A 799-nucleotide genomic window follows, 5' to 3' on the forward strand; every position below is an offset into this window, starting at 1 on the left:
TCAACAATGCTACTGCCTTGACACTCCTTAAAAAGCATAGCGATGAAAAGGCGCTACTGTCTTTAGTCAAAAAAGAAGGCTTAGCACTCAACCAAAAACGCTTTGAAAATGCCGACTCAATTGAAGATAAAGCCGACGTCGTGCTTGATGCAGGCTACAAAAAAGGCATCGACCTTTATAGCGTGGCAGAGCTTCAGGAAACCGTCCGCGAGCAAGTAATCAAGATTGGCCAGGAATACCCTGAAAACCGTATTCGCCTGAAATGCATCGGCGGTGGCGGAGGTAAAGGCCAACGAATACTCTCCAGCCCTTCAAGCTTTAAAGGCAGCATCGAAGAGCGCTTAAGCCAAGCAGCAGATGAAGCACCTTCTCTAGTACTTGAGATCCTCAACGAGGTAAAAGCGACAGGCCAAGGCGACAACAAGAATATTCTTGTCGAGTTGAATATCGAAACCACCCGTCACCAGGAAATCCAGGTGATCGGTAATGGTGAATGGGCACTGGCTTTGGGCGGTCGTGATTGCTCTTTGCAGATGCATGAGCAAAAGCTGCTGGAAATATCGGTTACGACCGAAGATTTACAGCATGCGCTTACAGAATCTTTGCATCGCGGTAGTGAAGCCGAATCTAAAATCCTTAGCCAGGAGATCAAAACCCTTCAGGCGATGGAAAAAGAATCCGAAGTATTTGGTCAGGCAGTAGGCTTGGACAACGTATCCACCTTCGAGTGTATCGTTGACCGCGACAAACACTTCTTTATGGAAATGAACACCCGAATTCAGGTTGAACACCGCGTTAC

Annotated in this window: 1 pseudogene; it reads left to right on the forward strand. The window is 47.3% G+C overall.

The features are described from left to right. Positions 1-17: 17 nt before the first annotated feature. A pseudogene (locus A3757_RS24640) lies at positions 18-799 on the forward strand (hypothetical protein); the annotation flags it as partial.

It is taken from the genome of Oleiphilus sp. HI0117, assembly GCF_001635235.1.